At 66.4% G+C, this 24,100-nt stretch carries 18 protein-coding genes and 1 pseudogene; 8 read left to right on the top strand and 11 right to left on the bottom strand.

Annotated elements, in window-relative coordinates:
- Positions 1–147: 147 nt before the first annotated feature.
- Complete coding sequence (locus NV1_RS47040; protein ID WP_067901623.1) at positions 148–450, bottom strand: integrase core domain-containing protein; 303 nt, start codon at positions 448–450, stop codon at positions 148–150.
- Positions 451–886: 436 nt separating this feature from the next.
- Here NV1_RS47040 and NV1_RS35010 point away from each other — a divergent pair, with 436 nt between their 5' ends.
- On the top strand, positions 887–1,117 hold the full coding sequence (locus NV1_RS35010; protein ID WP_157117564.1) for a DUF6400 family protein: 231 nt from the start codon (positions 887–889) through the stop codon (positions 1,115–1,117).
- Positions 1,118–1,384: 267 nt separating this feature from the next.
- On the opposite strand, the gene NV1_RS35005 is transcribed toward NV1_RS35010, so the two are convergent.
- Together NV1_RS35005 and NV1_RS35000 are read right to left on the bottom strand one after the other, a co-directional pair.
- Positions 1,385–2,218, bottom strand: a complete 834-nt coding sequence (locus NV1_RS35005; protein ID WP_157117563.1) for an enoyl-CoA hydratase-related protein — start codon at positions 2,216–2,218, stop codon at positions 1,385–1,387.
- A gap of 14 nt (positions 2,219–2,232) precedes the next feature.
- A complete protein-coding gene (locus NV1_RS35000) occupies positions 2,233–3,720 on the bottom strand; it encodes a class I adenylate-forming enzyme family protein (protein WP_067901616.1) in 1,488 nt (495 codons plus the stop codon).
- Between NV1_RS35000 and NV1_RS34995 the strand changes: the two genes are divergently transcribed.
- The 4 genes from NV1_RS34995 to NV1_RS34980 all read left to right on the top strand — a co-directional run bounded on the left by NV1_RS34995 (position 3,720) and on the right by NV1_RS34980 (position 10,458).
- Complete coding sequence (locus tag NV1_RS34995; protein ID WP_174557521.1) at positions 3,720–4,139, top strand: hypothetical protein; 420 nt, start codon at positions 3,720–3,722, stop codon at positions 4,137–4,139. The genes NV1_RS35000 and NV1_RS34995 overlap by 1 nt on opposite strands.
- Positions 4,140–4,503: 364 nt before the next feature.
- Positions 4,504–5,295: an SDR family NAD(P)-dependent oxidoreductase gene (locus tag NV1_RS34990; protein WP_067901613.1), complete on the top strand. Its 792-nt coding sequence runs from the start codon at positions 4,504–4,506 to the stop codon at positions 5,293–5,295.
- A 128-nt stretch (positions 5,296–5,423) separates the two neighbouring features.
- Complete coding sequence (locus NV1_RS34985) at positions 5,424–9,032, top strand: hydantoinase B/oxoprolinase family protein (protein WP_067901610.1); 3,609 nt, start codon at positions 5,424–5,426, stop codon at positions 9,030–9,032.
- Between the two features lie 430 nt (positions 9,033–9,462).
- The gene (locus NV1_RS34980) at positions 9,463–10,458 is read left to right on the top strand and encodes a hypothetical protein (protein ID WP_067901607.1); all 996 of its coding nucleotides are present in this window, start codon (positions 9,463–9,465) and stop codon (positions 10,456–10,458) included.
- Positions 10,459–10,753: 295 nt separating this feature from the next.
- Here NV1_RS34980 and NV1_RS34975 read toward each other — a convergent pair whose 3' ends face one another.
- The 3 genes from NV1_RS34975 to NV1_RS34965 all read right to left on the bottom strand — a co-directional run bounded on the left by NV1_RS34975 (position 10,754) and on the right by NV1_RS34965 (position 14,394).
- Complete coding sequence (locus NV1_RS34975; protein WP_067901604.1) at positions 10,754–11,524, bottom strand: SDR family NAD(P)-dependent oxidoreductase; 771 nt, start codon at positions 11,522–11,524, stop codon at positions 10,754–10,756.
- 47 nt (positions 11,525–11,571) lie between these two features.
- On the bottom strand, positions 11,572–12,750 hold the full coding sequence (locus NV1_RS34970) for a thiolase family protein (RefSeq protein WP_067901653.1): 1,179 nt from the start codon (positions 12,748–12,750) through the stop codon (positions 11,572–11,574).
- A 180-nt stretch (positions 12,751–12,930) separates the two neighbouring features.
- A complete protein-coding gene (locus NV1_RS34965; protein WP_157117565.1) occupies positions 12,931–14,394 on the bottom strand; it encodes an aldehyde dehydrogenase family protein in 1,464 nt (487 codons plus the stop codon).
- Positions 14,395–14,672: 278 nt separating this feature from the next.
- Between NV1_RS34965 and NV1_RS34960 the strand changes: the two genes are divergently transcribed.
- The 3 genes from NV1_RS34960 (at position 14,673) to NV1_RS34950 (ending at position 17,786) form a co-directional block, all read left to right on the top strand.
- Positions 14,673–15,893: a CaiB/BaiF CoA transferase family protein gene (locus tag NV1_RS34960; protein WP_067901599.1), complete on the top strand. Its 1,221-nt coding sequence runs from the start codon at positions 14,673–14,675 to the stop codon at positions 15,891–15,893.
- A 94-nt stretch (positions 15,894–15,987) separates the two neighbouring features.
- The gene (locus NV1_RS34955) at positions 15,988–17,286 is read left to right on the top strand and encodes an amidohydrolase family protein (protein WP_157117562.1); all 1,299 of its coding nucleotides are present in this window, start codon (positions 15,988–15,990) and stop codon (positions 17,284–17,286) included.
- A gap of 197 nt (positions 17,287–17,483) precedes the next feature.
- Positions 17,484–17,786: a hypothetical protein gene (locus tag NV1_RS34950; protein WP_067901596.1), complete on the top strand. Its 303-nt coding sequence runs from the start codon at positions 17,484–17,486 to the stop codon at positions 17,784–17,786.
- A 256-nt stretch (positions 17,787–18,042) separates the two neighbouring features.
- On the opposite strand, the gene NV1_RS34945 is transcribed toward NV1_RS34950, so the two are convergent.
- The 5 genes and pseudogenes from NV1_RS34945 to NV1_RS34925 form a co-directional block, all read right to left on the bottom strand.
- The gene (locus NV1_RS34945) at positions 18,043–19,056 is read right to left on the bottom strand and encodes an aromatic ring-hydroxylating oxygenase subunit alpha (RefSeq protein ID WP_067901593.1); all 1,014 of its coding nucleotides are present in this window, start codon (positions 19,054–19,056) and stop codon (positions 18,043–18,045) included.
- 182 nt (positions 19,057–19,238) lie between these two features.
- Positions 19,239–20,910 (bottom strand): annotated as a pseudogene (locus NV1_RS34940) (thiolase C-terminal domain-containing protein).
- Positions 20,911–20,938: 28 nt separating this feature from the next.
- On the bottom strand, positions 20,939–21,745 hold the full coding sequence (locus NV1_RS34935) for an enoyl-CoA hydratase (RefSeq protein ID WP_067901590.1): 807 nt from the start codon (positions 21,743–21,745) through the stop codon (positions 20,939–20,941).
- 49 nt (positions 21,746–21,794) lie between these two features.
- Positions 21,795–22,979 (bottom strand): acyl-CoA dehydrogenase family protein, encoded by a 1,185-nt coding sequence (locus NV1_RS34930; RefSeq protein WP_067901588.1) that lies wholly within the window; start codon positions 22,977–22,979, stop codon positions 21,795–21,797.
- A 66-nt stretch (positions 22,980–23,045) separates the two neighbouring features.
- A complete protein-coding gene (locus NV1_RS34925) occupies positions 23,046–24,098 on the bottom strand; it encodes an acyl-CoA dehydrogenase family protein (RefSeq protein WP_067901585.1) in 1,053 nt (350 codons plus the stop codon).
- Positions 24,099–24,100: the final 2 nt, after the last annotated feature.

Genomic DNA, 24,100 nt, shown 5'->3' with positions numbered 1-24,100 from the left:
GAGGCCGGCAAGCGGCTAGCGTCCTGGTCGTCTGAATCGGTGACCAGGGTGGCCAGCGGAACGCGCAATGATTTGGCCACCCGCCGGAGCACGCGCAGATCGTAGGCTGAGGTTCACCCCGAATGGTGGACAAGGGGCTTACAGATTTCAGGCGGCGGTGGTTCGAAGTGAACGCTCGTGGGAGTCGGGGATTTGGTTCCCGATCGCGGAGTGCCGTCGGGTAGTGCGGTAGAAGTTCATCCACTTGTCAACCGAGACAACGAGTTCGGCTTTCTTGGCGTAGGTGTGTCGGTAGTAGTGCTCGTGTTTGAAGCTTAACCGCAGTGATTCGGAAGGGCTGTTGTCCCAACAGATTCCGGTCGCGCCCATCGACCGGCGCAGCCCATAGCACCAGCAGGCCTGGGCGGTCAGCGGCCGACACAGCTTCGTGACCAGTCTCGCGGAAGGCACCGGCCGGTCTTTGATGTTTTTTGGGGTTGTTTTCGGCGGAGAGGACTTTAATAATTAGATGCGCATATGTCGATACTGTTATTTTTCGACTATGGATTGCCCGCGACGCCGTCTACCGATCTCACCGTGACTCGAATCCTCGATCCCCTACGCCAGGTCGTGTGCCCGCCACATCTTCGGGCGGCCCATCAGGCGCAGAGAGGTCCGGCAGTTTTCGAACCCCCCCATTCGGCCCTTGCCCCCGTTTCAGCGACCACTCCGCCCGGCCGACCTCTTCCACTGCCACAACCGGCCGAGCTCATCCCGTGGGCGCGCGCACAGCCGCCGAATGTGACCAAGCGCAACCGGGAAACGTGATGCGGATCATTGCCCAGGTTGTCGTGATTGGGGAGCGTTATCGATTCGATTTCGGATAGAACCTGGTTGGAGATGCCTGATGGCCGACCACAATTTTGCCTACGACCTCACGCTGGACGAGGCGCGGCGACGCAGCGCTGTCCTCGAGGCGATCGGTGACGACTGGGATCCGGTCGCGGTGCTCGCCGAGGAAGAGCGCGCGTACGACATGCTGTACTCGAATCTCGACGATGAGCAGCAGCGGATCTATGACGAACTCGTCGCGGCCGGGATCCTGCCGGGTCGCGCGGCGCGCCGAATCGCCGACTGAATCTACCGCCGCGCCCGAATGACCACCGGTTCCGGCAGACGGATGCGCGGCGAGAGGCGGCCGCCGGCTCCCGACTGTTCGGGACGCCAGGTCGTCGAGTCGGCGGACACACGTCGCTCGGCGGACACGCGTTGACTGGCATGAACCTGCCGCAGAACGTCGTTCATTCCGGGAGCGGCACTGCGGCGTATCGACTGCGCCGATGATCCGCACGGCCGATCGTGCCAATGTTCCTGATAGACAGACGCATTCGCAGGCCGGGTCGGCCTATGTCCCGAACAGGTCGGGAAGGCCGTCCGAGATGCGGTCGGGGAACTGCGGAACACGTTTGGACAGAAACGATTCCACGCCCTCGCGCACATCGTCCGAGACGCCGCGCAGGTAGATGGCGACGGATTCGGCGCGGTGCGCGATTTCCGGACTCTCGGCGGCAGCCATGCGCCACATCAACCGGCGCGTCAAGGCGACCGAGACCGGTGCGGTGCCGGTGACCAGTTCCCTGGCCAGTTCGATGGCGCGGTCCAGGACTCGATCGGCGGGGGCGAGTTCGCGGACCAGGCCGCGTTCGAGCGCCTCTGCCGCGGCCACCATGCGGCCGCCGAGCGTCCATTCCAGTGCGGTGGACATGCCCACTACACGCGGCAGGAACCAGGTCGAACAGGCTTCGGGAACCAGGCCTCGACGGGTGAAGACGAAGCCGAATTTCGCTGTGTCCGAGGCAATCCTGATGTCCGCGGGCAGAGTCATCGTCACGCCGACGCCGGCCGCGGGACCGTTGATCGCGGCGATCACCGGCTTGTCGGATCGGTGAATTCGCAGGGACACCCGACCGCCCTGGTCCGCGGGCGCACCGCCGGTATCCGGATCGTCCGCCAGTATGAAGGTCTCGCCGCCCGCGGCGAGATCGGCTCCGGCGCAGAAGGCGCGGCCGGTGCCGGTGACCACCACCGCGCGCACCGAATCGTCCGCATCGGTCTCGTCGAACGCATCGATGACGCGTTCGCACATCTCGTCGGTGAAGGCGTTGAGCCGGTCGGGACGATGCAGCCGCACGATCGCGATTCCGCCATCCCGTTCGAGAAGCACTGGGCTGGTAGTCATTCCAACTTCCGGGCTCATCGCACCTTCTCGAATCGGTTTGCCACATCACGGTATTCGGCGCGGATCGCGGTCTTGGCCAGCTTGCCGCTGGGCAGCCGGGGCAGCGGTTCGTCGCGGATGACCACGTAGCGAGGCACCTTGTAGTCGGCGATGACCTCATTGCAGTGCGCGACGATCGCCGCAGCGTCCACATCCCCGGTCACCGTGACGATCGCGGCGGGGGTCTCACCGAACCGTTCGTCCGTCGCGGCGATCACCGCCACCTCCTCGACACCGTCCAGATCGGCGATGACCCGCTCGATCTCCACCGGGGAGATATTGATTCCACCGGTGATGATCAGGTCCTTCATCCGATCGACGAAGGTGACCCGGCCCTCCTCGTCCCGCCTGCCCAGATCCCCGCTGTGCAGCCAGCCCTCGCGCAACGCCTGCGCCGTGGTAGCCGCGTCGTTCCAGTAGCCGGGTGTGACACCCGGCCCGCGAACGATGATCTCGCCGTCCTCCCCAGGCCCGGCCTCGGTGCCATCAGGCCGGACAACCTTCAGTTCGGTGAATATCGAACCCGCTCCGCAACTGTCGGGATGGGTGAGGGCTTCGGCCCGGGTGGTCGCGGTGGCCACGCCGCCCGCTTCGGTCATGCCGTAGATCTGACGCAGCGCCACGCCCTTGTCCGCCCACGCCCTCAGCAGTGCGGGCGAGACCGCGGCCCCGCCGACGATCGCGGTGCGCAGCGACGACATCTCGGCATCCGCGAATTCCTCGCTCCTGGCGATCGATTCCCACATCAGCGGAACCCCGAACATCGCGTTCACCTCATACCGGCCGATCAATCCGGCCGCTCGGCCGGGCCGGAATTCCTTTTCGACGATCAGCGTGTTCCCGAGCACAACGCTCATCAGCAGGCCCCAGACCAACCCCGGGGTGAACACCAAGGGCAGCAACAACAATGAGGTACACCCGGGCCGAAATCCCTCTTCGGTGAGGGTCGCCTCGAACACGATGCTCAACAGGGTTCGGTTGGTGCAGATGACGCCCTTGGACAATCCGGTCGATCCGCTGGTGAACAACAGCGCGACGGGTTCATCCGGTGCGACGTCGATACGGAAATCGTCCCGGCCGCCGGACCGCAGGTCGGTGAAGTCGTCGAAGGACATGGCCCGGAAATCCGCGCCCAGCTGTCGAGTCCGCTCGATCCGTTCGGCGAACTCCGCGGGTGCGATCGTGAGCACGGCGCCGGAGTCGTCGAGCACCTTGCGCAGTTCGGCCGCGGTGAGACGTGGATTCAGCGGCACCACGACCGCACCGGCCTTCAACACACCCAGGGCGATCACCGGCCAGGTGAGCGAGTTCGGCCCGAGCACACCGATCCGCTCCCCCGGCGCGATTCCGGACTCGGCGATGCGTCGAGCCACTCGGCTCGTCCAGTCCTGGAGCTCCCGGTAGCTGAGCGTCTCGTCGTCGACGATCAGCGCGGATCGGCTCGGTTCGGTATCGGCCCAAATTGATCCGTCTGCGCGCCCGCAAGCTCTTCGTCAAGGGAACGAAATTTGTTCTCGAGCGTGAACATTTCCGAGACCAAATCGTCGACGGACTCATATTCCTGGTCGATCGCGGCCGGAAAGACCCGCTCATTCGACTGATCGTCAGCCCCGAACACATGGACCTGGCCGCCGCTGTAGTGGGAACATCACGACTCGCCAGCGATCTGACCCTGGAAATGTGGGGGCCGATCTTCGACCGCGCCCGCGAACGTGGCGAACTCCGTGAAGGCATAACCAACGAGGCAGCCTGCGAATGGCTCGCACTCGTGCAACTGATCCTGGTCGGCCGCTTGGACTTCGAAGACCCGACCGACCCATCCCACCGTCAGCTGCTCGAAACATTCATGCTTCCGGCATTCCTGCCTCCAGGCGCCGCCTGAGCCGCAACACCTCCGCCGAGCACCTCGACCAGGCAGAGCCCCTGCTCGACCACCCGACGCCCGAGAGCTACCGTCTGCCGCATCCTGAGAAACCGGCACACCGCGGCGCTGAACAATGGACCGTGATGTGTCGACATCTTTCCATCGCTGCGGATTTCGGCCGAATCGCCCGTCGAGATCCGGCCCCGCTCGCCCCACTGGCCAGAAGCCCGCCGCCGTGGATTCGAGTTCCGCCAGGACCTGCTCGGCGGCTTCGGCCGGTGCCGTGTAATCACCTTCAGCAGCGGAATCAGGTGCGGATGGTGCCGGCGTTGTGCCGCTTCGGGCACTACCGTTCGTAACCTGTGCGGTCTACCGTCCGGCCATGACCACCACAGCAGTTGTCACCGGTGCCGGTCGCGGTATCGGTTTCGCCATTGCCCGCCGCCTCGCCGACGCGGGCCACCGGGTTGTCCTCACCGATGTCGATGGCGCCGCCGCGCAGCGCGCCGCCGCCGAGATCGGCCGGGGTGCGCTCGGACTTCAGCAGGACGTTCGCGACATCGCCTCGCACCGCGAGATCGCCGGGGAGGCGGCGGCTCTGGGCCCGCTGACGTCCTGGGTGAACAATGCGGGCGTGCTGTACGCGGGCGACGCGTGGACCCATCCGGACGAGGAGATCACGACCATCCTCGAGGTGAATGTCCGCGGTGTCATGGCCGGTTCCGCGGCCGCCGTCACGCAGATGGGAAGGGCGGGCGGGGTCGTTCTCAACATTTCGTCCCTGTCGGCGCTCGGCCCCGTCCCGGGGCTGGCGTTGTATGCCGCGACGAAAGCGGCCGTGCTGTCCTATACGACCTCCCTACAAGGCGACCTCGATCATGCCGGGTTGCCGATCCGCGCGCACGCTCTGTGCCCCGATGTGGTCGGCACCCGGATGGTGACCGCACGCGCCAAGGATCCCGGTGCCGCGCTGCTGTTCGCCGGGCCGAAGCCGCTGAACGAGGAGGTCGTCGCGCGCGCGGCGATGAAGCTGATGGGCAGCCGGCAGATCTTCCGCGTGGTCCCACGGTGGCGCGGCGCGCTCGTGCGCGGTGTCGATATCGCACCCGCCGCCGGGATGGGGGCGCTCACGCTGATGCGGAAGCTCGGTGATCGTCGTCAGGCCCGCAGCTGAGCGCTCGCGGCGATCATCTTCTCGCCCGCGAGCATGCCGGTCGTGGGTGTCGTTGATTGGTATCCTGGACGCCGGTTGAATGTGACCGGGTTCATGCTGCGGGCTGTTGCGGAGCCGAGGAGGCATGGTTGGCCAGCTCCCGTTCGTCCGGCCGAGAGGTCGGGTGGCAGTTCTGGATCGATCGCGGCGGCACATTCACCGACGTGGTGGCCCGACGCCCCGACGGCGCGTTGGTCAGCCACAAACTGCTCTCGGAGAACCCGGCGCGTTATTCCGACCCCGCGGTGGCGGGTATCCGCGAGATCTTGAACCGGTCCGGTATCGGCAGCGTCGCATCCGCGCCGATCGATGCCGTCCGCATGGGCACCACGGTCGCCACCAACGGGCTGCTCGAGCGTAAGGGCGAGCGCACTGCGCTGGTCATCACCAAAGGCTTTCGTGACGCGCTGCGCATCGCCTATCAGAATCGCCCGCAGATCTTCGCTCGCGAGATCATCCTGCCGGAACTGTTGTACGAGCGGGTGATCGAAGTCGACGAACGGATCGCCGCCGACGGCACGGTGCTGGCGCCGCTGGATTCCGGCACCGCGGCCGATGAGCTGAAGGTCGTGTACGACAGCGGTATTCGTGCCGTCGCGGTGGTATGTATGCACTCGTACCGTTACCCCGATCACGAGCGCGCGATCGGCTTGCTCGCCGAGCGGATCGGATTCACCCAGGTCTCGTTGTCCAGCGAAGTGAGTCCGCTGATGAAGCTGGTGCCGCGCGGCGACACCACCGTGGTGGACGCCTATCTGTCGCCGGTGCTGCGCCGCTATATCCGGCAGGTCTCCGATCAGCTCGCCGGTGTGCGGCTGCTGTTCATGCAGTCCAACGGCGGACTCGCCGCGGCGGGGCAATTCCGCGGCAAGGACGCCATCCTGTCCGGACCGGCGGGTGGCATCGTCGGCATGGCACGGATGTCGCGGCTGGCAGGCTTCGACCGGGTCATCGGTTTCGATATGGGCGGAACGTCCACCGACGTCTCACATTTCGCAGGCGAGTTCGAGCGGGTGTTCACAACGCAGCTCGCCGGGGTCCGGTTACGCGCGCCGATGCTCGACATCCACACCGTCGCCGCCGGGGGCGGCTCGGTGCTGCATTTCGACGGCAGCCGGTACCGGGTCGGCCCCGATTCGGCGGGCGCCGTGCCGGGACCGGCGTGCTACCGCGGCGGCGGACCGCTGACGGTCACCGACGCGAACGTGATGCTGGGCCGGATTCAACCCGACAGCTTCCCCGCGGTTTTCGGCCCGACCGGCGATGAGCAGGTGAACGCCGATCTGGTTCGCACCCGATTCGCCGAGCTGGCCGCTGAAATCCGCGCGAAGACCGGAGACAAGCGCACTCCGGAGCAGGTCGCCGAGGGATATCTCCAGATCGCGGTCGCGAACATCGCCGGCGCCGTCAAACGGATCTCGGTGCAGAAGGGACACGACGTCACCCGGTACGCCTTGACGACCTTCGGCGGCGCGGGCGGACAGCTCGCGTGCGCGGTGGCCGATTCGCTGGGCATCCGGACCATTCTCGTCCCTCCCCTGTCCGGCGTGCTCTCGGCACTGGGTATCGGTCTCGCGGACACGACCGCGATGCGAGAACAGTCGGTGGAGTTGCCGCTGCACCCGGATTCGATGGCACGGGTGCGGGCCACCGCGGATGCGCTCGAGGCAGCCGCGCGCGCTGAACTGCTGGCCGAAGATGTCCCGCAGGATCGAATCCGGGTCGTTCGACGTGCCCAGGTGCGCTACGACGGTACCGATACCGCGCTCGACGTCGAACTCACCGGACCCGATCGGATGGCAGCCGATTTCGTGGCCCGCCACCGCGCCACATACTCGTTCACCCTGGATCGTCCCCTGGTCGTGGAGGCGCTCTCGGTGGAGACGACCGGGGTCACCGAGGCGCCGGACCTCTCCGGATTGGTTCACGCGACATCCGAAACCGCCGGGCCACGGACGGTACACCTGCACACCGGCGGGTCCTGGCGTGCGATACCGCTCTACCTTCGAGACGAATCGACGTCCGCCGAAACCATTGTCGGGCCCGCGTTGATCACCGAGGCCAACGCAACGGTAGTGGTCGACGAGGGCTGGCAGGCCAGGGTGCACGAGACGGGACATCTGATCATGCAACGGGTCGTCGCGCCCACCGGAATGCGAGTGCGCACCGCCGCCGACCCGGTGCTGCTGGAGGTGTTCAACAATCTGTTCATGTCGATCGCCGAGCAGATGGGCGCTCGGCTGGAGTCGACCTCTCAATCCGTGAATATCAAAGAGCGCCTTGATTTCTCCTGTGCCCTGTTCGACCCCGACGGCAATCTGGTAGCCAACGCGCCGCATATTCCCGTGCATCTGGGATCGATGGGCACGAGCGTCAAGGAGGTGATCCGGCGCACGACGAGTATGCGGCCGGGTGACTCCTACGCGGTCAACGATCCCTATCACGGCGGTACTCATCTACCCGACATCACGGTCATCACCCCGGTCTTCGATACCGCGGGCACGCGCGTGCTGTTCTACGTCGCCTCCCGCGGGCATCATGCCGAAATAGGCGGTATAGCACCGGGTTCCATGCCCGCGGACAGCCGCCGCATCGAGGAGGAAGGCATCGTCTTCGACAACTGGCTGCTCGTCGAGAACGAGCGGTTCAGAGAACCGGAGACCTATCAGTTGCTGACCGAGTCGCCGTATCCGTCTCGCAACCCCGCCACGAACCTCGCCGATCTGCGCGCCCAGGTCGCCGCCAACGCCAAAGGGGTCGAAGAGGTCGGCAAGATGATCGAACATTTCGGGCTCGATGTGGTGCAGGCCTACATGCGGCACGTACAGGACAACGCGGAGGAGTCGGTGCGCCGCGTCATCGACGCCCTCCACGACGGCGAATACCGCTACGAGAACGACCTGGGCGCCGTCATCCGCGTCCATGTGCGCGTGGATCGCGACAACCGAAGCGCCAGCATCGATTTCACCGGCACCTCGGCGCAGCTCGCGGGCAATTTCAACGCACCCTATGCGGTGGCCAACGCCGCGGTGCTGTATGTCTTCCGGACCCTGGTCGCCGATGAGATTCCGCTCAATGACGGCTGCTTGCGCCCGTTGCGGATCATCGTGCCCTCCGGTTGCATGCTGGCTCCGCATCCGCCCGCCGCGGTCGTCGCGGGCAATGTCGAGACATCACAGGCGATCACCGGAGCGCTGTACGCCGCGCTGCAAGCGCAGGCCGAGGGCTCGGGCACGATGAACAACGTCACCTTCGGAAACGACCGATGCCAGTATTACGAGACCGTCGGCTCCGGTTCCGGCGCGGGCGAGGGCTTCGACGGGACATCGGTGGTGCAGACTCACATGACCAACTCCCGGCTCACCGACCCGGAGGTACTGGAGTGGCGTCTGCCGGTGCTACTGGTGGAATTCGCGATACGCACCGGTAGCGGGGGGATCGGGCGCTGGCACGGCGGCGACGGTGCCGTTCGGCGGCTCCGGTTCACCGAGCGGGTGACCGTCTCGACGCTATCGAGTCACCGTCGGGTCCCGCCGTACGGCATGGCCGGCGGTGCGCCGGGGGCATTGGGCATCAATCGCATCGAGCGTGCGGACGGCACGATCGTGCGGTTGCGCGGTGCGGATTCCGCGCAACTGGAGCCGGGCGACGTCCTGGTTGTGGAGACTCCGGGAGGCGGTGGCTACGGGCCGGCGTGACCGGGCCCCATCCGCGCCTACGATTTCCACCATCGCGACCACCTGCGATTGGGCTGCACCTGCTGTTCGGGCGGGCGTCGACTCATGCCGTACGCGTCAACCTCTCGCACAATCCTGGCTGCCGGAGAATTTGCCCACCATCTTTCCAGCGAAGCCTCATTTCGCTGCTGCAGGTCGAGCGCTTCGTCGATACGCAAGTGTGCTCGCAAACCTACCAGGGGCACGGTCTCGGCCGAGCCCGAACACGGCGAATCGGCTGTCATGACCCAACCATCGACCGGCAGCTCAAGGGATATACTGTAGTACTTACTGTACTATATTCTGTGAGTGTCATTACCCCGCGCGGCCTGCTCGATTACCGAACCGATGAGCCCGCCGCAGCGGCACACCACCACGACCTCCGTTCGGCTGCGCACAGTAGAGAGGCCCGATGACGAAATTCGACATGTCCCAAGTCAACATCGTTCCGTACGTCACTTTGTCCGATGCTTCCGTGCAGGACCATTCCACCGGGGACAAACAGTTTCCCGGATTGCACAACGACCTGTTGTTCCTATGGGCCATGGCCGACACTGCCGATGGCAAGCGCTACGAGCTGATCCGCACCCTCTCGGCCAGTGCGACATACGATTTCACGGTGCACGAGTGTTCGGCGGACCTGTGGGATCATCCGACGAACGTCCGCTTCCCGGGTGAAAACGACCTCTACTGGGGCCCCATCTTCTGGATCGAGCGCAAGGGCAACCAGACGGTGTTTCCGGCCAATATGGACATGCGCGCCAAGCACCCCATCCGGATCTCGCTCGGCCCGCAGGAGTACCGCTGGAAGGAACACGAGGACAGCGTGGACGTCGTTCTGACCCCGCTCCCGATGAATGTCACGTCGATCTACGTACCCGGCCTTCCCGACGACGTCGGCTACACCAGCTCCGGTTGCGCGGTCTCCGGCAGTATCGAAGGCTCACCCGTCATCGGCGGATACGGCGGCCTGGACCGGATGTACTGCCTCCCTGGTATGAGTGCCCAGGTTTCCAAGATCGCCGAGCTCGAACACTACTGGTTCGTCTGGGGCTCCAAACTCGACGACGGCCGCTGGGAAACCGGCAACGCCATGCTGGGCACCGGTAATTACGCCACGGCGACCTTCCGCCGACAGGGTGAGGCACCCGTGACAGCCGTCAACGACGATGTTCGTTCGAAGGTCGAGTGGGATTCGAAAGGCGGTGTGCGACAACCTGTCCGCGCCCGCCTGGAGTTCGGCGGTCACATCTTCGACTTCGACGCCACACACAATGCCGCCTCCGCCGGCGTCTCGATGGGCATCGCCTGGATGCACGGAACCATGCGCGAGGCCGGCGGGCCGCAGCCCGCGGAAAGTTGGTCGACGATGGAGGTCATCAAGATCCGGGCTACGCCGCGCGAGTGACGATACGCACGAAAGCACCTCGAGAGCGGACCCCGCATGCCACGGATGTCGGTATCACAGGCTGGGCGGGCGGCGGAGTCCCTCGGTGTCGCCATCGCCGCGACCGCAGTATCACCCCGGGCATTCCGGCGGCCCCGCCGAGGGTGACGGCCGTGGCATCACCACGAAATGGCGCCCCGGACAACGTTGTTCGGGGCGCCTCGTGATTCGGGAGCGAACCGGTGCCATCGCCAACCGGTAGGTTCCGGCACTGTCGCTGCTTGCCACCGCGGATCGCACGCCTACCGCAGGTCACTCACTTCGGCTGGAAGCGCTGCGCGCCGTCGATGCGGACGACCTCACCGTTGATGTACGGGTTCTCCAGCAGGTGCTGTGCCAGCGAGGCGTATTCGTCGGGCGCGCCCAAACGCTTCGGAAACGGCACCGAGGCAGCGAAATTCGCGAGCTTGTCCTCGCCGAGGAACTCCATGATGGGGGTGCGCATGGTTCCCGGCGCGATGCTGTTGAGCCGGATACCCACCGCGCTCAGATCGCGCGCACCTGCCAGCGTCAGGCCGATCACCCCGCCCTTGGCCGCAGCGTAGGCGGACTGCCCGATCTGGCCTTCGTAGCCGGCGATGGAACTGGTCATCACGATGGCGCCACGCTCACCGCTGTCCTTCGGGGCCTGTTTCGCGATCTTCGCGGCTGCCAGGCGGAGCACGTTGTAGGTGCCGCTGAGATACAGCGCGATCGTGTCGGTGAACCCCTTGAACGTGTGCGGAGAGCCGTCCCGGTTGACGACCTTCTCCAGTACGCCGAAACCACCGTGTGCGATGACCGAATACCGCAGCGTACCGAGATCGTCCGCCACCGCCAGCGCCCAGTGAACGGCATCCTCGTCGAGCACGTCGGTGCGGACGTAGGTCGCCTTGTCACCGAGCTCGTCGGCCAGCGCCTTGCCCTTCTCGTCGTTGACATCGGCAATGACGACGGCGGCTCCCGCACCGTGCAACCGGCGCACGGCAGCCGCGCCCAATCCGCCGGCACCACCGGTAACCAGTACGACTTCACCTTCGAACGACACTGTGCCTCCTCATTTCATGATTATCCGGCCGGGGGCGGAACGGCCCCTCAGACCTCGATCACCAGGGCGCCACCCTGGCCGCCGCCGGCGCACATCGCCGCGACCCCGATGCCGCCACCGCGGCGCCGCAGCTCGTACAGCAACGTGGTCACCATTCGCGCCCCGGAGGCCGAGATCGGGTGTCCGAGACTGCATCCACTACCGGAGAAGTTGACCAGCTCCTCGTCTAGGCCGTGTTCACGGCAGGCCGCGATCGGCACCGAGGCGAAGGCCTCGTTGATCTCCCACAGCGCCACATCGGAGGCTTTCAGACCGGCGCGGTCGAGAACCTTGCCGATCACCTTCCCAGCGGCCAGCCCGTTGTCGGCCGGAGTCATCGCGGCATTGGCCCAGGCCCGCACCTTGCCCATCACTTCGAGCCCCTCCGCGGCCGCGAAGTCCTCGCCGACCACGGTGACCGCGGCGGCGGCGTCGTTGATGCCGCTGCTGTTGCCCGCGGTGATGGAGAAACCCTCGATCTCGGGGTGCAACACCGGCAACGACGCCAGGCGCTCCAAAGTTGTGTCCCGGCGCGGGAATTCGTCGACCGCGAAGTCGACCACGGACCCGTCGCGCTGCGGCACCTTCAGCGGCACGATCTCGTCGACGAACTTGCCGGCGTCGATGGCCTCGGTCGCGCGCTGATGCGACCGCAGCGCCCAGGCATCCATCTCGGCGCGGCTGATGCCCGCCTTGCGCGCCGTGTTCCAGCCGACGGTGATCGCCATATCGAGTATGGGCGCGTCGGGCGTCTCCGGATGCGATGGCGGCATCCACGGCTCGACGAACTCGATCTCCGCCTTGTCCGGCACCCGCCACTTCATCAGCGGCGCGGTGGACAGCGACTGCACTCCGCCCGCCACGATCACCCGTTCCATACCGGCGACGATGTGCGCGGCGCCATTGGCGATGGCGGTGAGGCTACCCGTGCAGTGCCGGTTCACGGCCTGCCCGGGAACTGTTGCCATACCACTGGCCACCGCGGCGTAGCGGGCGAGATCGCCGCCGCCGTAATTCAATTCGGCGAGAATCACATCGTCCACGACCGCTGGATCGATCCCGGCGCGGCGTACCGCCTCCGGCACGATGGTGGTAGCCAGCGTTTCCGAGGACACATTGGCGAGGGCCCCTTTGAACGATCGCCCGATCGCGGTTCGAACCGCACCGACAATGACGGCTTCGGCCATATCCATCAACCTCTGAAATCTCGGATCACATTGCCGGAGGACAACGATCCTGACGGTTATACGACATACAGTAGTGATTACTGTATAGGCAATAACAAGACCGGTCCAGGGAGCGCGGCCGCCCGCTGGTCGCGATGAGCCGCCCGGTCGAATTTCCCATGGATGAGAGCCTTTCGTAGTTCAGCGCTGCCGCGGCACGCGCCGGCCGATGGTTTTGGTCTCCAGGTACTGCTGGAAACCTTCGAGGCCGCACTGCCGGCCGACGCCGCTGTTCTTGTAGCCGCCGAACGGTGCGTCGGCGCCGTAGAACATGCCGCCGTTGACTCCCAGCGCCCCGGTCCGGATACGGCGTGCGACGGCCATCGCTCGTTCGGTCGAGCCCGAGAGCACCGCGCCGGCCAGGCCGTACGCGCTGTTGTTCGCGACGCGTATCGCGTCCTCGTCATCGGCGAACGGGATCATCACCAGTACCGGTCCGAAAATCTCCTCCTGGGCGATCGGCAGACCGGGGTTGTCGCAGGTGAATACTGTTGGCTCGACATAATGGCCACCGGCCAGTTCCGGCGGTAGCGAGTCCACGGGGCCGCCGCCGATGATCAGCCGGGCACCGTCCACCGTCGCTCGCGTGCACGCGTCCAGGACTCGATTGCGTTGTGCCGCACTGATCACCGGCCCGACCACCGTGTCGGGGCGGGCTGGATCACCGACCGGCACCGCGGCGAACGCGGCCGCCACAGCGGCCACCATCTCCTCGAATCCGGAGCGGGGCACCAACATCCGGGTCGTCGCGGCGCATGCCTGCCCGGCATGGACGCAGGCGCCGACAGCACTGCGCAGCGCCACCGCCGGGTCGGCGTCGTCGAGGACGACCAAGGCCGACTTGCCGCCCAGCTCGAGGAAGGTGCGCTTCATCGTGTCCGCACCCAGCCGCATCAGTGTGCGCCCGACCGATGTCGAACCGGTGAAGGAAACCATGTCGACTCGCGGATCGGTGGCCAAAAGCGCGGCCACCTGGTTGGACGGCGTGGGCACGATATCGACCACACCCGCGGGGATATCGGTCTTCTCGGCGATGATCCGGCCGATCCGGGTCGCATTCCACGGCGTGTTCGGATCCGGTTTGAGCACCACGGTATTGCCCGCCGCCAGCGCCGGGCCCAATTTGTTGAGGATGACCTCGACCGGAAAGTTCGACGGGGTGATGGCCGCGACCACGCCGACCGGCTCCTGTACCACGGTCCGAACGTTGCGGTCGCCGAACAGACCGCCACCGTCGAGGGTTCGCTCCCAAGCGAAGTCATCGATCAGACCCGCCGGGTATCGCAGCGCTTCCGCCAGTGGCCAGTCCAATTGCGCGGTGCTCAGCGTCATGGCCGGACACCCGGCTTCGGCGACGAGTTCGGTTGCGAACTCCTGCCTTTCGGCTTCCAGTCCGCGCTGCAACTGGCCCAGGCAGCGTCGCCGCAAGGCGCGGTCGGTCGACCACCCCGTCTCGTCGAAGGCCCGGCGGGCCGCCGCGATCGCGCGGAGCATGTCCGCGGCTCCCGCGGCCGCGGTGGTGCCGAGCAGCGCGCCGGTGGCCGGGCTGAAATTGTCGAATGCCGCACCGTCGGCAGCCGGCGACAATTCGCCGTCGACGAGCATGCGGAATTCGGCGCGCTCGGCCGCACGGCGCCCCGCTTCCAGGCTGGTAGCCGGGATCGCTCCGATGGTCTCGCCCACATCTTCTCCTGATCACCGACACGACATTCGGATCCGCCGCACAGCGCGCCACGGCGTGCGGACCGTGGCGGGAAGGTCCTTCGATTCCCGTCGGACGATGCTGTCCGACCGGTACCCCGCCAGCCATCCTGGATGAGTAACTGTAACGTTTACCGTATAGTACTTCAAGACACCCGTGCGACAAGCAGAAGGGAGCAGCTATGTCGGGCCTGCTCAACGGCATCCGGATAGTCGAACTGGCGTCCTGGACCTATGTGCCCTGCGGCGGCGCCGCATTGGCGGACTGGGGCGCGGATGTCATCGAGGTCGAAGACACCAGGGGCGGGGATCCGTGCCGCTACCTGGTGGTCGGCGGCCTGGACCCGGCGAGTTCGCCGGTGCGCGCCAATTTCATGATGGAGCTGGGCAATCACGGCAAGCGCAGCATCGGGATCGATATCAAAACCGAGCGCGGCCGCGAAATTCTCGGCAAGCTGCTGGCGAGTGCGGACGTCTTCCTGACGAACTGGCTTCCCGGCACGCTCGAGCGCGCCGGTCTCACCGTCGAGAAGCTGCGCGAATACAACCCGGACCTCATCATCGCCCGGGGCAGCGGTCAGGGCAGCCGGGGACCGGACAAGGATCGAGGCGGATTCGACGCGTCCGCCTATATGGCCCGCGCGGGTGTCGCCTACGCGCTGTCACCGACCGATATCGAATATCCGGTGACCCAGGGCCCCGCGTTCGGCGACCTGCAGGGGGGCATCACCCTCGCCGGCGGCATCGCGGCCGCCCTGTTCCACCGCGAGCGCACCGGCCACCCTCCGATCGTGGACAGTTCGCTACTGGCACAAGGCATGTGGGCCATCGCGCCCGATCTGGCGGCCGCCGACTACTACGACATCGACCGCCTGCCCGCCGGCCCCGCCGGGACCGCACTCAATCCCGCGGTCAACCGTTACCGGACCCGCGACGGCCGATGGATCCAGCTGATGTTCCTGCAGACCGACCGATACTGGCGCGGTTTCTGTGAACGTATCGGCCGCCCCGACCTGGGCACCGACCAGCGCTTCACCCCGCTGGCCAATCTGGTTGCCAACCAGGAGGCCGCCACCGCCGAACTGCGCAAGAGCTTCGCCGAGCGCGATCTGGAGCAGTGGAAGAAGATACTGGCCGACGAGCCGGGCGTGTGGTCGGTGCTGGCCAGCCCGCGAGAGGTGCTCGACGATCCGCAGGTCACCGCGAACGGCTACCTGATGAGCGTGACCGACGAGACCGGCAGGACATACCGAACCGTCAGCGCCCCGGTGCAATTCGACGAGACCCCGGCGCCGCCGAGCCGCTCCCCCGAACACGGCGAGCACACCGAGGCGATCCTGCTCGAACTCGGACTGGAATGGGACGACATCATCGCCGCGAAGGATGCGGGCGCCGTCCTCTGAACGCGCCGATTCCGTTCCCCCGCAAGATCCCGGACCCGGCCGCGACAGGCTATATTGTAAGCCATACTGTAACCTTCACCGAAGGAGCGTGATCGTGGACGCGAACGACATGATCCTGATCAGCGTCGATGACCACATCATCGAACCGCCGGACATGTTCACGAACCATCTACCCGAGAAGTACGCTGCGGACGCCCCGCGGCTGATCCACACCGACGACGGGGCCGACGTGTGGAAGTTCCATGAGGTAGTCGTGCCGAACGTGGCACTCAACGCCGTCGCGGGCCGGCCCAAGAACGAGTACGGTCTCGAACCGGAGGGGCTCGACGAGATCCGCCCCGGCTGTTACGACGTCGACGAACGCGTCAAGGACATGAATGCCGGCGGCATTCTCGCCTCGATGAACTTCCCATCGTTCCCCGGCTTCGCGGCGCGCCTGTTCGCTACCGAGGATCCGGACTTCTCGCTGGCGCTGGTGCGCGCCTACAACGACTGGCATATCGAGGAGTGGTGCGGCGCATACCCGGGCCGATTCATCCCGATGGCACTGCCGGTGATCTGGGACGCCGAGGCCTGTGCCGCCGAAGTGCGCCGCGTCGCCGACAAGGGTGTGCATTCACTGACGTTCTCGGAAAACCCAGCCGCCCTGGGCTATCCGAGCTTCCACGACGAGTACTGGAATCCGCTGTGGAAAGCGCTGGTGGACACCGACACCGTACTCAGCGTGCACATCGGATCCTCCGGCCGGCTTTCCATTCCGGCCGTGGATTCGCCGCCGGATGTGATGATCACACTGCAGCCACTCAATATCGTGCAGGCTGCCGCGGACCTGTTGTGGTCGAAACCGGTCAAGGACTATCCGGATCTGAAGATCGCCCTGTCCGAGGGCGGCACCGGATGGATTCCGTACTTCCTCGAACGGGTCGACCGCACCTTCGAGATGCATTCGACGTGGACGATGCAGGACTTCGGCGGCAAACTGCCCTCGCAGGTGTTCCGGGATCACTTCCTGACCTGTTTCATCAGCGATCCGATCGGGGTCCGGTTGCGTCACGAGATCGGCGTGGACAACATCTCGTGGGAAATGGACTATCCGCACAGCGACTCGATGTGGCCCGACGCCCCCGAGGTGCTGCACGAGGTGCTGCAGGCGGAGCAGGTGCCCGACGACGAGATCGACAAGATGACCCACCGCAACGCCATGCGGTGGTACTCCTTCGATCCGTTCGCCGACGTACCGCGGGAGAAGGCGACCGTGGGCGCCCTCCGCGCGGCCGCTGCCGGCCACGACGTGAGCATCCAGGCCCGCAGCCACAAGTCCACCTCCGCGCAGGAGAAGCTGCGAGCCTTCCAGTCGCAGATTCAGGCGGCCACCGCGCACACCGCCAGTTGACCGGACTCCGCGGCATGACCCGGTCGCGGCCGCGCGCGCCGGCCCGCCTCCCGTAGCCCGGGCGGACGGTCGCATCCTGCGCGAGCTACCCCCGACATTCCCCGGATCCGGACACCGTCCGCGAGTACGGGAAAAGTGTCACACCGCAATCCGATCGAGTATTTCAGCCCATCGGCAACGGCAATGGAGGAAGTATCGTGATCAACCCCGGAGCCCGCCTGGAGAGCCAGGTCTGCGAAACCCAGGTCATCGTCATTCGCGTGAGCGATACGCTCACGCGCCTACGCTGCGGTGGCGCCCCGATGGTCCCCGTCGGCGACGCCGAAGAGGCCGGAGCGGGTCCGGACCCCCGCTTCGCGAACGGCTCTGCCCTGGGGAAGCGCTACACCGACGAATCCGGCGCCGAGCTTCTGGTGACCAGGGCCGGGGCGGGCACGCTCACCATCGACGACACCCCGTTGCAGGTCAAGCGGGCCAAGGCCCTGCCCTCCAGCGACTGACAGCCGGGATCCACCCTCACGATCGGGATCGGGGATGGCCCCGCGGCTCGCCCGCATCAGCCATGATCGAACAGCTCGCAGCACCGCCGCGGACGACCGGTTCGCCACTCGAGACCGCCGTCGTCGAATCGACCGAGACGTAGCGGAATTCGCCGGACCGCCCGGCAGCGACGGACCGACGCCGACACGCTTACCGCTGCCGGGCGCCGATCACGTCGGCGGCGGTGCGAGCAGATCCGCCAGGTTCGGGATTCGCTCACGTGCGGTCGCTCACCAGGTCGGCAGGGGGGACGTCGTAGAATTGCGTCGCCCATTTGCGCAGGGACAGATACGGTTTGGCATCCTTGGGCGACAGCGGCGGGTGTTCGACATATTTCTGGTACCGCCAGATGCTCAGGTCTTCCCAGACGGTGATCAGGAACTGCTTCTCGACCCGCTCGCGCACCTCCGGCGGGGGGACATCGGAGTCGTCGCCGGGATTGCGCGGCCACCAGATCGAGTAGAACAGATCCGAGCACTCGTCGTCGACCGGTGTGGTGCAGAAGATCAACCGATGTTTCGACGACCCTTCGAATGCGCTGATGGAACCACCGAGACCGAACATCTGCGCGTGGATCTTCAGGGCCATCCTGTCCGGATCGTCACTTCGCGCATCCGGCCAGCCGGTGAGAAACGACCAAGTGTGCCCGTCCTCGCTCCAGTCCAGCATCCGCGGAGTGACGGTGGCACCGTGCACATATTCGAAATGCAAACTGTCCGGGCCGTTTTCGAGCACAACCTGCGGGTGGACCGGCTCACGTCCGGTCTTGCGGGAGAATTCCGGATACGGACGGTAATACCCCGATGGAGCGGTGCCGACGTCGGGGAACAGGCCGAAGATATCGGGCATCTCCCACTTCGGCTCCCTCCCCTCCGGGTGGTGCCACATGAATACGCAGCCGTTCTGTTCGTTGACCGGGTACACCCGCAGCCGCAAGCCGCGGTTGACGCGGTTCTCGCCCGGGATATGCCGGTTACGCCCGTCTGGTCCCCACCGCCAGCCGTGGAACGGGCATTGCACACAGTCACCGACCACCTTGCCGCCGTGGCCGAGATGCGCGCCCAGGTGCCGGCAGTGACCGGTCAAGATATGCAGTTCACCGGATTCGTCGCGGTAGGCCACCAGGTCTGCACCGAAATACCGCAGCGGCTTGGTCTCGCCCCGGGGAAATTCGGCCGACCATCCCACCATGAACCACCCGGTGACCTTCCAGGTGAAGGGAACCTTCACATCACACCTCCAGTCCCGTCCCAGGACACTTCGAATCGCTACTGATAGTATTACAGTAATATACAACAGAGGGCGGCGCGACCCCCGCGCCGCATCGGCTCTCCGCCCGGCTCATGCGCTTCGGCGAACGCCGATCGTCCCGCCGCCGACGAGTTCGGGCCGCGCCGCTGCGATCCGGGCGGTCACCGGTCCGCTCGCAGCAACAGGACACCGCTGGGCGTCAGACCGCCGCTGGTGACGACCGCGACGCGGGCATCGGCGACCTGGCGCGGGCCGGCGGCACCGCGCAATTGCGTGACGGCCTCGTGCACCAGGCCCATACCGTGCGTGCGCCCGTGCGACAACTGCCCGCCGTGCGTGTTGAGCGGCAGGATTCCGTCACGGGCGATGTTCGCACCCCGATCGAGAAAGTCCTTGGCTTCCCCGATCCCGCAGAACCCGAGCGCCTCGATCCACGACAGGCAGTTGAAGGTGAAGCCGTCGTAGAGTTCGGCCACATCGACATCGCCGGGGCGCAGGTCGGTCCGGGTCCACAGATGTGCGGCCTGTCCGAGTACCTGTGGTTCGTGGGTGAGTGTGCTCTGATCCCATTCCAGGCGTTCGATGATCTGCGTACCCACCGCCTCCACCAGAACCGGCGGCCGCGCCAGATCCGCCGCGGCCTCGCGGGCCGATACGATCACCGCGACCGATCCGTCGCACGGCACATCGCAGTCGTAGAGACCGAACGGCGTGGTGATGGTGCGCGCCGACAGATAGTCGTCCATCGTGAGCGGACTCCGATAGATCGCCGTCGGGTTCAGCGCGGCATTGGCGCGCTGATTCAACGCGACCCATCCGAGCGTCTCGCGGTCGGTGCCGTAGGTGTGGAAGTGCCGCTGCGCGGTCTGCGCGAGAACATGCGCCGCCGACACCGCGCCGAAGGGTGTGAGCCAGCTGTCCACGATCCCACCCGACGGCGAAATCCGCCCGGCGCGTACCAATTCCGCGTAGGTGGACTCCCACACGGTACGAAAACACAGCACGTGCCGGGCGAGACCGGCGGCCACGGCCAGCATGCCGGCGATCACCGAACCCCCCCGGCCCGAAGGTCTCACCGCCGCCGTTGTACCAGGTCGGCCGGATTCCCAACGCCGATTCGACCGCGGTGACACCACCTTCGGTGAACGGGCCGAGCGCTCCGGAGCCCGGGTAGGTGGACAGGCCGTCGATGTCCGCCAACCGTAGACCGGCATCCTCGACCGCCGCACGGCACGCCTCGACGGTCAGCGCCAGCGGATCGGCCATCAGCCGGCGGCCGAGCCGGGACATCCCGATCCCGGTGAGCGCGACCTTGTCCTCGAACTTGTCGCTGGTGGCCATGGGCCGGACTCGCCGACGCATTTGCGCAGGCTCGATCTCGTCGACCGGCAGCGGCACAAGCGGTTTCGCCGATCCGTCCGGCTCGGCGGCCGGACGGAACAGCGGGAGCCACACGTGCCCAGCCTGTTCGAAGACCACTTCCATACGCTGTCCGAGCTCCAGTTGCTCGGGCTCACAGCCCACGGTATTGGTGGTCAGCCGGACCCGCGGGTCCTCTTCGAGGGCCACCTGCGCGACCGCATAGGGCGCGGGCAGGCCGGGCAGGCCGAAGCGATGGTTGACGGTGAAGCCGATGAGGGTGGCGTATCCCGACACCACCCGCACCCCCATCCGCTCACCCCGGCAGTACCGGCAGACGGGCTGCGGTGGATGGATCAACGCCGAACAGGACAGACATTCGCGTATCCGCAAGCGGCCGTCCGCGCCGGAGGTCCAGAAGAACTCGGTCTCCGGTGTCGTCGACGGCAGCGGACGTGTTGACGCGTCGGCCACGCAACCTCCTCGCGCCGTACTGGTCCGATCATCGCTTCTGTTCGGAGACTTGCTTTTTCATTCCATCCAGCGCAATCATCACGGGCTGACCGGTTTCGGAGATGGCGTGGGCGTGGCCGAGCTGGTGGATGTCGAAGACCGACTGCACCGCGGTGGTGAAGCCCTGGATGTCGAGGGTCTGGTTGACCGCACGCTTGGCCGCGCGCAGCGCGAACGGGTGTTTCGCGGCGATCTGCAGTGCGAGTTCCCTTGTCGCGGAATCGAGTTCGTCGCGAGCGACGACCTTGTTGACCATGCCGATCTGCCGTGCCTCCTCGGCGTGCACCGCCCGGCCGGTGAACAGGATCTCCTTGGCGAGCCGCGGCCCCAGCTCCCAGGTGTGGCCGTGGTACTCGACGCCGCCGATACCCATCGCCACGACCGGATCGGAAAAGCGAGCGTTGTCGGCCGCGACGATCAGATCACACGGCCACGCCAGCAGCAGGCCGCCGGCGATGCAGACCCCGTGCACGGCGGCGATCGACGGCTTGGGAATGTTCCGCCATTTCAACGAGTAGCCCACGTACCGGCGCGCCTCGACATCGTAGATGTCCGAGACCAGCCACTTGTCCCTGTCGTTCCAGGTCCCGGGATCGATGTCATGGCCGGCCGAGAAGTGTTTCCCGTTGGCGCGCACGATGATCACCCGCACCTGCGGATCGTCGGCCGCCCGGGTCCACGCCGCGTCGAGTTCGTCGAGCAGCGCCATGTTCTGCGCGTTGTGTACCTCGGGACGGTTGAGCGAGATCGTGGCGATCCCCTCCGCAGCGTCGTAGAGAACGAGATCGGTACTCATGACGGGCCTTTCATTCGGATTCGCTCCCCTGCACACCGGTCCGCTCCGCTCAACTCGCCCGGGCCTTCGGCGGGGAATAGTCCGGCCGGCCCAGGCCGAGCACGTGCTGGGCGATCATGTTGCGGAACACCTCCAGCGTGCCGCCGTAGATGCCGAGCAGAGGCGCCCATCGATAGACGTATTCCATACCGCCCTCGTCGACCGCGCCGGCGGCATCGATCGGCAGCGCCGAGGCGGCCCCCAGCACATCCATCAGATCCGGTGCGACGTCACGGATTGCCTGCGACAACGCCACCCGCCCGAACATGTTCGGCGTCGCCAGCCCCGCCTCCATCCGGGCGATGCCGCGGCCGAGCCGATACGCGACCGACCCGTCGTCGAGCAGCCGGCGCCCATCCGGACCGGGCCGGGCCGCGACCGCGGTCACCCGGTCCATCGCAGCCGCCGCCATGGTGCCCTGGTGGGTCAGGATCGAGATGTCATCGAGTCCGTCCGACGCCGCGTCCACCACCCCGTGCTCGTGGGCCAGCGGCTGCATGAGTACCTGCCAGCCGTTGTTCACCTCGCCGAGCCGATATTTGTCGTCGATGCGGACGTCGGTGTAGTACACGATGTTGGTGCGGTCGCCGTCGACGGTCCGGATACCTTGGATCTCGATCCCCGGAGTATCGAGCGGCACCAGGAACATGGTGAGGCTCTTGTGCTTTCGCGCCTCCGGATCGGTATTCGTGATCAGGAAGACGTACTGGCAGTTGTGCGCACCGGTGGTGAACATCTTGGACCCGTTGATCACCCAGTGGTCACCGTCACGCACGGCCCGCGTCTTGCACATCGCGATATCGGATCCCCCCTCGGGCTCGGTGTAGCCCAAGCACAGGCGGACCTCGCCGGTGGCAATCCGCGGCAGCACTTCCGCCTGCAATTCGGGCGAACCGAAATCGCGCACCGACTCGGTGACGATCACGGTCGTCCCCCAGGTGACCCACGGGACCTGGGCCCGGCGCCGCTCCAGATCCCAAATCCGCCGCTGCACCCGCGTCAACGCCCCGGGATCGAGCTCGGCCCGCAGCCAGCCGTCGGCTCCCATCGCCAGATGCACGCCCTCGTCGAAGTTGTCACCGGTCTCGCGATCGCGCCGGCGCACCTCGTCGGTGACATGGGTGTCGAGAAATGTCCGCACTCGGTCGCGGAATGCCGCGTCCTGCGCGGACAGCTCGACCAGCGAAAAATCCATCGGTATCTCCTAAACCTGTTGCGCCGCCGCCTATTGGAGGATGCCGTCGCCGATTCGGCGCCGTCACTATTTCGCTGCCGCGGCGAACAATTCCGCGACCCGCACCGCACTGGCGCCCGGATCCCCGGCGGCCAGCGGCCAGCCCCGCGCGCGCAGCAGGTATGCCGAGGACGCCGATTCGGCGCTCACGCCCAGACCGCCCTGCACATGGACGGCCATCGTCGCGGCCTTGGCCGCTTCTTCGGAGGCATGGACGAATGCCGCCGCCGCGAGGCCACGCTGCGCGTCGGGCTCGTATTCGAGGAACCACGCCGCACGCCGGGCCAGATTGCGCCCGCCCTGGATGAAGATCGCGATATCGGCCAGCGGATGCGAGATACCCTGCAACGTCGAGATCGGCACCCCCATCGTGTACCGGTTCTTGGCGAATTCGACTGCCACGGTGAGGGTTTCCTCCACCAGGCCGACCAACGCGGCCGCGGTGAGCATCCGCCATTCGTCGAGGGCGAGCTCGTAATCGGCGAGCGCCCGCGCGCCGGAGGCCACGACGGTGCGCCGGTCGGCCGTCGCCGGATCGACCCAGGCCATGGGCAATCGCCCGATATTGTCGACCTTCGCCGGCCGGGTGTCGAAGCCCAGCACAACGATGTCCTGGCCGTCGCGCACCACGATGTGGTCGGCGACCGCACCGGATGGAATCAGCCGCGGCCCGGAGGTCGCGTCCAAACGCGCGTCCAGCGCGGCGATCCGGCGGCCCTCGGCGATATCGGCCGCATGGTCGACACCCGGCCGCAGCGCGTCCAGTCGAGCCAGCAACCTGCTGGCCACCACATGATCGATCCATGGCGCCGGTGCGATGGCGCGGCCCAGTTCCTCGGCCACGAGCGCGAGATCGACCAGAGTGGCGCCGTCGCCGCCGGCGGTTTCGGGCAGCGCCATGGTGGTGGCGCCGGTGGCGCACAGCTGTTCCCACAGATCCTTGTCGAATCCCGTCGCCTCGGCCGCCCGCACCACGTCCAGCGGACTGCGGGTGCGGAAGAATTTCGCGTAGACGGACTGGAGTTCGGTCTGGTCTCGCGACAGGCTGTAATCCTGACGGCGCAGTTCGTAGCGGTCCATAC

It is taken from the genome of Nocardia vaccinii NBRC 15922 (assembly GCF_001613305.1).
Classification (GTDB): Bacteria; Actinomycetota; Actinomycetes; order Mycobacteriales; family Mycobacteriaceae; genus Nocardia; species Nocardia vaccinii.
This window is presented reverse-complemented; position numbering and strand designations above follow the sequence as displayed.